The sequence below is a fragment of the Streptomyces sp. NPDC005752 genome, assembly GCF_040630715.1.
GTDB lineage: Bacteria > Actinomycetota > Actinomycetes > Streptomycetales > Streptomycetaceae > Streptomyces.
In genome coordinates this window covers 98,490-105,996 of sequence record NZ_JBEXYB010000028.1, presented here as the reverse complement: position 1 = coordinate 105,996, position 7,507 = coordinate 98,490, and the positions used below count along the sequence as shown (strand labels likewise).

At 72.5% G+C, this 7,507-nt stretch carries 5 protein-coding genes and 1 pseudogene; 4 read left to right on the top strand and 2 right to left on the bottom strand.

The window, feature by feature from the left end; translation table 11 throughout:
* A pseudogene (locus ABZ441_RS23620) lies at nucleotides 1-612 on the bottom strand (hypothetical protein); the annotation flags it as partial.
* 9 nt (nucleotides 613-621) lie between these two features.
* Nucleotides 622-1,080 carry a hypothetical protein gene (locus ABZ441_RS23615; protein ID WP_358977536.1) on the bottom strand — a complete coding sequence of 153 codons (459 nt, stop codon included), beginning with the start codon at nucleotides 1,078-1,080 and terminating at the stop codon, nucleotides 622-624.
* Nucleotides 1,081-1,340: 260 nt separating this feature from the next.
* Between ABZ441_RS23615 and ABZ441_RS23610 the strand changes: the two genes are divergently transcribed.
* Genes ABZ441_RS23610 through ABZ441_RS23595 form a run of 4 tightly spaced genes read left to right on the top strand, consistent with a single transcriptional unit; the run spans nucleotide 1,341 to nucleotide 7,412 of the window.
* Nucleotides 1,341-2,147, top strand: coding sequence for a TIGR03084 family metal-binding protein (locus ABZ441_RS23610; RefSeq protein ID WP_358977534.1), 807 nt, complete (start codon nucleotides 1,341-1,343; stop codon nucleotides 2,145-2,147).
* On the top strand, nucleotides 2,144-3,847 hold the full coding sequence (locus tag ABZ441_RS23605) for an acyclic terpene utilization AtuA family protein (RefSeq protein ID WP_358977532.1): 1,704 nt from the start codon (nucleotides 2,144-2,146) through the stop codon (nucleotides 3,845-3,847). The genes ABZ441_RS23610 and ABZ441_RS23605 overlap by 4 nt, the downstream gene beginning before the upstream one ends.
* Nucleotides 3,844-5,439 (top strand): carboxyl transferase domain-containing protein, encoded by a 1,596-nt coding sequence (locus tag ABZ441_RS23600; protein ID WP_358977530.1) that lies wholly within the window; start codon nucleotides 3,844-3,846, stop codon nucleotides 5,437-5,439. Before ABZ441_RS23605 ends, ABZ441_RS23600 begins: the two co-directional genes overlap by 4 nt.
* A gap of 8 nt (nucleotides 5,440-5,447) precedes the next feature.
* Nucleotides 5,448-7,412, top strand: coding sequence for a biotin carboxylase N-terminal domain-containing protein (locus ABZ441_RS23595; protein ID WP_358977528.1), 1,965 nt, complete (start codon nucleotides 5,448-5,450; stop codon nucleotides 7,410-7,412).
* Nucleotides 7,413-7,507: the final 95 nt, after the last annotated feature.

Sequence of the window (7,507 nt, the reverse complement as noted above, 5' to 3'; positions counted from 1 at the left end):
GGCCCAGTCATGCTTGGAGACCGTCAGGTCGTCGTCGGCCTTCAGCGCGCGCAGTTTCGGCGCCCACTTCGTGTCGGCGTCCGTGGCTTCCTTCACGGCGTCGGCGATCCGGTTCGCGTACGCCATCGCCGTGCCGTAGTTCGGGTTCGGGTGCATGTTCACCGCCTGGCGCTCCAGGGCGTCCGAGGTCTGGCTGCCCCCGGCACTCCCGGTGACCGTGCCGCCATCAGCGATCTTCTCGTCGCCGGGCTTCTTGCCTGCCGGAAAGGTGACCGAGCCGTCGGGGTTCACTGTGCAGCCGTTGGCCTGGGCGTCCTCGACCGCCGTGTCCAGCTTCCGCTTGGCCACGGCCATGTCGAAGGCGAAGCCATTCAGCGCGGTGCTCACCAGACCGCACTCGGTCTGCGCGTAGTGGAAGTTCTTCGACAGCTTCTGGAGCTCCCGCAGGGCGGCTGCCGCTGCCTTGCCCTCGAGCCGGTTGCGTATCCCCGCGCAGATCTGGTTGTCGACCGTGTCCTTGGCCGCGCCGGCCATGTCGCCGGTCCCCCGGTAGCCGTCCGCGGCGTCCTCGTACTCCGACGGCTTGAATGCTTTCAGTGTCGCAAGATTCATGACCGCGGATCAGTTCTCCTTCGCCCGGCCGCCGACGGCCTCGGTGTCCTCGTACTTCACCTTGAGCCTGTCCAGCTCCCCCATGACCGCCTCGTCAGACGTCGACAGATCGTGACCCGACCTCTCCAGAAGCCCGCCCAGCTCGCCACAGCGGCTGCTCACGTCGCCGACGTACTTCTTCCAGGAGTCGTACAGCTCCTTCTGGGCCGCCGCACTCAAGCACCCGGAAGTTTCACCCAGTCCTGCCTGCCCGTCGCTCAGCTTCGTCAGGGCCGTGCTGATGCCGTCCTTCAGGCCCGTGACACCCTCGCCGGCCTTCACCCATGCCTTCTTGTCCGACTTCAGATCCTCCGAAGCCCCTGCCGGAGCTCCACCCCCCTGGTCGGCCGGGTACTGATTCAGTTGCATCTGTGCGGAACCGCGCGCCGCCGCATCGCCCTTGAGCTGTTCCCATTCGTCCCAGGCCACTGTGAAAGCCTCCCCGTTTCCCCGTTCCCGGTCCCTTCCGGGCCGAGCCGACATGATCTCCGGCTCCGGAGGGCGAAATCAAACGCCAGTGCCCGGCGCCCGGTCGGCGGCCCGTGCCGGGGATCGGCCGCCTGCGCGCCCGCACCGGTGCCGAAACCGTAGCGGGTGGCGGTGAATCGAATCATGCAAGCATGCTTGCTTGTTTTGCGGGCCACTGGCATGCTCCGGGGCACACCGCCACGCCCCGAGGGGAGCGCACCGTGCCCGACGCATCGGACGTGACCGCCGCCGTACTCGACGACATGCGTGAGGAGGGCGCCGAACTCGACGGTCTCGTAGCCGGGTTGAGTGCCCACGAGTGGGCCGCGTCGACCCCCGCCGAGGGGTGGACCGTCGCCCACCAGATCGCCCACCTCAACTGGACCGACGAGGTCGCCCTGGTGGCCGCCACCGAGCCCGACGCCTTCGCCGCCGAGGTGGAGAAGGCACTGGCCGCCCCCGAGACGTTCGTCGGCGAAGCGGCCCGGGAAGCCGTCACCGCCCTCACTCCACAAGCCCTCCTCGTGGAGTGGCGCACGGGGCGGGCCCGGCTCCAGGAAGCCCTCCGTGCGGCCCCCGCCGGGACGAAGCTGCCCTGGTACGGCCCGCCCATGAGCGTCGCCTCGATGGGGACCGCGCGGCTCATGGAGACCTGGGCGCACGGTCAGGACATCGCCGACGCGCTCGGGGTGACGAGGAGGCCGACCGCACGGCTGCGGCACGTCGCCAGGATCGGTGTCCGGGCGCGTGACTACGCCTACCTCGTGCGCGGACTCCAGCCCCCCTGCGAGCAGTTCCGGGTGGAACTCCGGTCGGAGGACGGCGAGTCGGTGGTGTACGGACCCGAAGACGCCACCCAGCGGGTCACCGGGCCCCTCCTCGACTTCTGCCTGCTCGTCACCCAGCGCGCCCACCGGGACGATCTCGCCGTGGAGGCGGTGGGCGCGGACGCCGGGCAGTGGCTGGACATCGCGCAGGCCTTCGCCGGACCTGCCGGGCCCGGGCGGCCGCGGAAGGCGGACCTGTGACGCGCCCGCTCCGCGTCGGCAACGCGTCCGGCTTCTACGGCGACCGTTTCGACGCCGTACGCGACATGCTCACCGGCGGCCCGCTGGACGTCCTCACCGGTGACTACCTCGCCGAACTCACCATGCTCATCCTGGGCCGCAGCCGCCTCAAGGACCCGAAGCGCGGGTACGCCTCGACCTTCCTGCGGCAGCTTGAGGAGAGTCTCGGGCTCGCCCACCAGCGCGGCGTGAAGATCGTCGCCAACGCCGGCGGGCTCAATCCGGCCGGACTCGCCGACGCCGTACGGGAACTGGCGGACCGGACCGGCGTACCCGTGCGGGTGGCGCACGTCGAGGGTGACAGCCGCCCCGTGCCCGACGGGTACCTCACCGCCAACGCCTACCTCGGAGGCGCCGGCATCGCGGCATGCCTGCGGGGCGGGGCCGACGTCGTCGTCACCGGCCGGGTCACCGACGCGGCCCTCGTCACCGGGCCCGCCGCCGCCCACTTCGGGTGGGGGCGCGACGACCACGACGCACTCGCCGGGGCCGTCGTCGCCGGGCACGTCCTGGAATGCGGAACCCAGGCCACCGGAGGGAACTACGCCTTCTTCGGCGACCACGACGTCCGCCGGCCCGGCTTCCCGCTCGCCGAGATCCACGCGGACGGGTCCTGCGTCATCACCAAGCACGACGGAACCGGCGGCGTCGTCGACATCGGCACCGTCACCGCGCAACTGCTGTACGAGACCGGCGGCGCCCGCTACGCCGGGCCCGACGTCACCGCCCGTCTCGACACCGTCCGGCTGTCGCAGGACGGGCCGGGCCGGGTACGGATCAGTGGCGTACGCGGCGAGGCCCCGCCGCCCACGCTCAAGGTCGGGCTCAACCGGCTCGGTGGGTGGCGCAACGAGGTCGTCTTCGTGCTGACGGGGCTCGACATCGAGGCGAAGGCCCGACTCGTGCGCGAGCAGTTCGCCGACGCCCTCGACCGCGCCGGTCCGAAGCCGGCCGAGGTGCGGTGGGAGCTCGCCCGCACCGACCGGGCCGACGCGACGAGCGAGGAGACGGCCAGCGCGCTGCTGCGGCTCGTCGTCCGCGACCAGGACGCCGAGGCGGTCGGCCGCGCGGTGTCCGGAGCGGCCGTGGAGCTGGCACTCGGCAGCTACCCCGGCTTCCATGTGACCGCCCCGCCGGGCAGGGGCGCACCGTACGGGGTGTTCGAGGCCGCGTACGTACCGGCCGGCGAGGTCGAGCACGTCGCCGTGCTGCCCGACGGCACCCGGGAGACGATCCCGGTGGCCGGACCGTACAGGGAACTCGACGAGGTGCCGGAACCGGAGCTCCCCGAGCCGCTCCCGCCCGGGCCCACCCGCACCGCCCCCCTCGGGCACGTCGCCGGCGCCCGCAGCGGTGACAAGGGAGGCGACGCCAACGTCGGAGTGTGGGCACGGGGCGACGACGCCTGGCGGTGGCTGGCCCACGAGCTGACCGTGGCCCGCTTCCACGAACTGCTTCCGGAGACCACCGGGCTCACCGTCGTACGCCACGTCCTCCCGCACCTGCGGGCGCTGAACTTCGTCGTCCACGGCCTCCTCGGCGAAGGCGTGGCCGCGCAGGCACGCTTCGACCCGCAGGCCAAGGCGGTGGGGGAGTGGCTGCGGTCCCGGCATCTCCCCGTGCCCGTGGCGCTCCTCGACGCACCGGAGGTGAACACATGACCGTCCTGCCCACCGCGCTCGACACCGCGGGGCCCGAATACGCCGCCCACCGCGAGGCCATGCTCGCGAAGCTCGCCGAGCTCGACACCGAGCACGCCAAGGCCCTGGCGGGCGGCGGCGAGAAGTACGTGGCGCGCCACCGGAAGCGCGGCAAGCTCCTCGCCCGTGAACGGATCGAGCTGCTGGTCGACCCCGACACCCCGTTCCTGGAGCTGTCCCCGCTCGCCGCCTGGGGCAGTGACTACGCGGTCGGCGCCTCGCTCGTCACCGGGATCGGGATCGTGTCCGGGGTGGAGTGCCTGATCACCGCCAACGACCCGACCGTGCGCGGCGGGGCATCCAACCCCTGGACCCTGAAGAAGGCCCTGCGCGCCAACGGGATCGCCTTCGCCAACCGGCTCCCGTGCATCAGCCTCGTCGAGTCGGGGGGAGCGGACCTGCCATCGCAGAAGGAGATCTTCATCCCCGGCGGCGCGCTCTTCCGCGACCTCACACGGCTGTCCGCCGCCGGAATCCCGACCGTGGCCGTGGTGTTCGGCAACTCCACCGCCGGAGGCGCGTACGTCCCCGGGATGTCCGACCACACCGTGATGATCAAGGAGCGGTCCAAGGTCTTCCTCGGCGGGCCGCCCCTGGTCAAGATGGCCACCGGCGAGGAGAGCGACGACGAGTCGCTCGGCGGCGCCGAGATGCACGCCCGCACCTCGGGCCTTGCCGACCACTACGCCGTCGACGAGCACGACGCGCTGCGCCAGGCCCGGCGGATCGTCGCCCGGCTCAACTGGCGCAAGGCACACCCGGATCCGGGCCCCGCCGAGCCGCCGAAGTACGACGAGGACGAGCTGATCGGGATCGTGCCCGGTGATCTGAAGGTCCCCTTCGACCCGCGCGAGGTCATCGCCCGGCTCGTCGACGGCTCCGACTTCGACGCGTTCAAGCCGCTCTACGGCACCAGCCTGGTCACCGGCTGGGCGCGCCTGCACGGCTATCCCGTCGGCATCCTCGCCAACGCGCAGGGCGTGCTGTTCAGCGAGGAGTCGCAGAAGGCCGCGCAGTTCATCCAGCTCGCCAACCAGCGCGACATCCCCCTCCTCTTCCTCCACAACACCACCGGCTACATGGTCGGCAAGGAGTACGAGCAGGGCGGCATCATCAAGCACGGCGCGATGATGATCAACGCCGTGTCGAACTCCAGGGTCCCGCACCTCTCCGTGCTGATGGGCGCGTCCTACGGTGCCGGGCACTACGGCATGTGCGGCCGGGCCTACGACCCCCGCTTCCTCTTCGCCTGGCCCAGCAGCAAGTCCGCCGTCATGGGACCCCAGCAGCTGGCCGGCGTCCTCTCCATCGTCGCCCGGGCCTCCTCCGCCGCGAAGGGCCTGCCCTACGACGACGAGGCCGACGCCGGCCTCCGGGCCATGGTGGAACAGCAGATCGAGTCCGAGTCGCTGCCGATGTTCCTCTCGGGGCGGCTGTACGACGACGGGGTCATCGACCCGCGCGACACCAGGACCGTCCTCGGGATGTGCCTGTCAGCGATCCATACGGCACCGGTCGAAGGCGCGCGCGGCTTCGGCGTCTTCCGGATGTGAGGCAACGGATGATCACCGCACTGCTGGTCGCCAACCGGGGCGAGATCGCCTGCCGGATCTTCCGCACCTGCCGGGAGCTGGGCATCTCCACCGTCGCCGTGTACTCGGACGCGGATGCCGGCGCCCTGCACGTACGGGAGGCCGACACCGCCGTACGCCTGCCGGGCGCCGCACCGGGGGACACGTATCTGCGCGGCGACCTCGTCGTCGCCGCCGCGCTCGCCGCGGGCGCCGACGCCGTGCACCCGGGGTACGGCTTCCTCTCGGAGAACGCCGGGTTCGCACGGGCCGTGCAGGACGCGGGGCTCGTGTGGGTGGGGCCGCCGGTCAAGGCCATCGAGCTGATGGCGTCCAAGACCCGGGCGAAGGAGCTGATGGCCGCCGCCGACGTTCCGCTGCTCGCCCCGGTCGATCCGGGGAGCGCCACCGCCGCCGATCTGCCCCTGCTGCTGAAGGCGGCGGCGGGCGGGGGCGGACGCGGGATGCGGATCGTGCGGGACCTGGGCTCGCTCCGGCAGGAGATGACCGCCGCCTCCGCCGAGGCGGCCGGTGCCTTCGGGGACGGCGAGGTGTTCGCCGAGCCGTACGTCGAGCGGGGCCGGCACGTCGAGGTCCAGGTCATGGCGGACGGGCAGGGCACGGTGTGGGCGCTCGGCACGCGCGACTGCTCGCTCCAGCGCCGCCACCAGAAGGTCATCGAGGAGGCCCCCGCACCCGGTCTCGACGACGCCCTGCGCGGGCGGCTGCGTGACGCGGCCGTCGCCGCCGCGCAGGCGGTGGCCTACCGGGGCGCGGGGACCGTCGAGTTCCTCGTGTCGAGTGAGGGGAGACCGTACTTCCTGGAGATGAACACCCGGCTCCAGGTGGAACACCCCGTGACGGAAGCGGTGTTCGGCCTCGACCTGGTGGCTCTCCAACTGCGGATCGCGGAGGGCGGCCCCCTGCCCGCCGCCGCACCGCCCGAGCCCTCGGGCCACGCCGTCGAGGCCCGCCTCTACGCCGAGGACCCGGCGCGTGACTGGCAGCCGCAGACCGGAGCACTGCTCACGCTCGACGTGCCGGACGAACCCGGCATCCGCCTCGACACCGGATACACCGGCGGCGACACCATCGGCGTGCACTACGACCCGATGCTCGCCAAGGTCATCGCACACGCACCCACCCGCACCGAGGCGGTCCGTCTCCTCGCCCGCGCCCTGGAACGCGCACGCATCCACGGCCCGGTCACCAACCGGGAGCTGCTCGTACGCTCCCTGCGCCACCCGGACTTCACCGCCGGGCACCTCGACACCGGTTTCTACGACCGGCACCTGGCCGCCCTGACGGCGACCGGTACCCCCGGCGAGGACCCCGCCCGCCGCCTCGCCGCCACGGCCGCCACGCTCGCCTCGGCGTCCCGCGCGGCCCGGGGCGCGCCGGGCGGAACCGGCCCCGCGCGGTTCGGCGCCTGGCGGAACCTGGCCACCGCACCGCAGACCGGGCGCTACCGCGCCGAGCCCGACGGCACCGAGTACGAGGTCTCCTACCGCACCGGCCGGGACGGAGTCCCGGCCCCCGAGACCGGTGAGCGGGTCCTCGCAGTCCGCCCCGATGCGGTCACCCTCGAAACCGGCGGTGTGACCCGGCACTTCACCGTCACCACGCACGGCGACCGGACCTACGTGGACACCACGTCCGGCTCGTACACCTTCACCGCCCTGCCCCGCTTCACCGACCCCGCCGAACGCACCGAACCCGGCTCCCTGCTCGCCCCCATGCCCGGCACCGTCGTGCGTCTCGCCGAGGGGCTCGCGCCGGGGGCGGCCGTCGAGGCCGGGCAGCCCTTGATCTGGCTGGAGGCGATGAAGATGGAGCACCGCATCCTCGCCCCCGCCTCCGGCACGCTCACCGCACTCCATGCCGCCCCCGGCCTCCAGGTCGAGGTCGGCGCGCTGCTCGCCGTCGTACAGGACGCATCCGCCCAGCCGTCGTAGCACGCACCCGGCGCGCCCGTACCCGCTCGGTACGGCCCCCGCCCCCAGGCACGCCCCGTACCCGCACTCGGCACGCTCCGTACCCGTCATGCCCC

What these genes read in the sequence shown, in the direction of transcription:
- ABZ441_RS23595 (WP_358977528.1), top strand. Translation starts at nt 5,448, where the DNA reads ATGATCACCGCACTGCTGGTCGCCAACCGGGGCGAGATCGCCTGCCGG.
- ABZ441_RS23600 (WP_358977530.1), top strand. Translation starts at nt 3,844, where the DNA reads ATGACCGTCCTGCCCACCGCGCTCGACACCGCGGGGCCCGAATACGCC.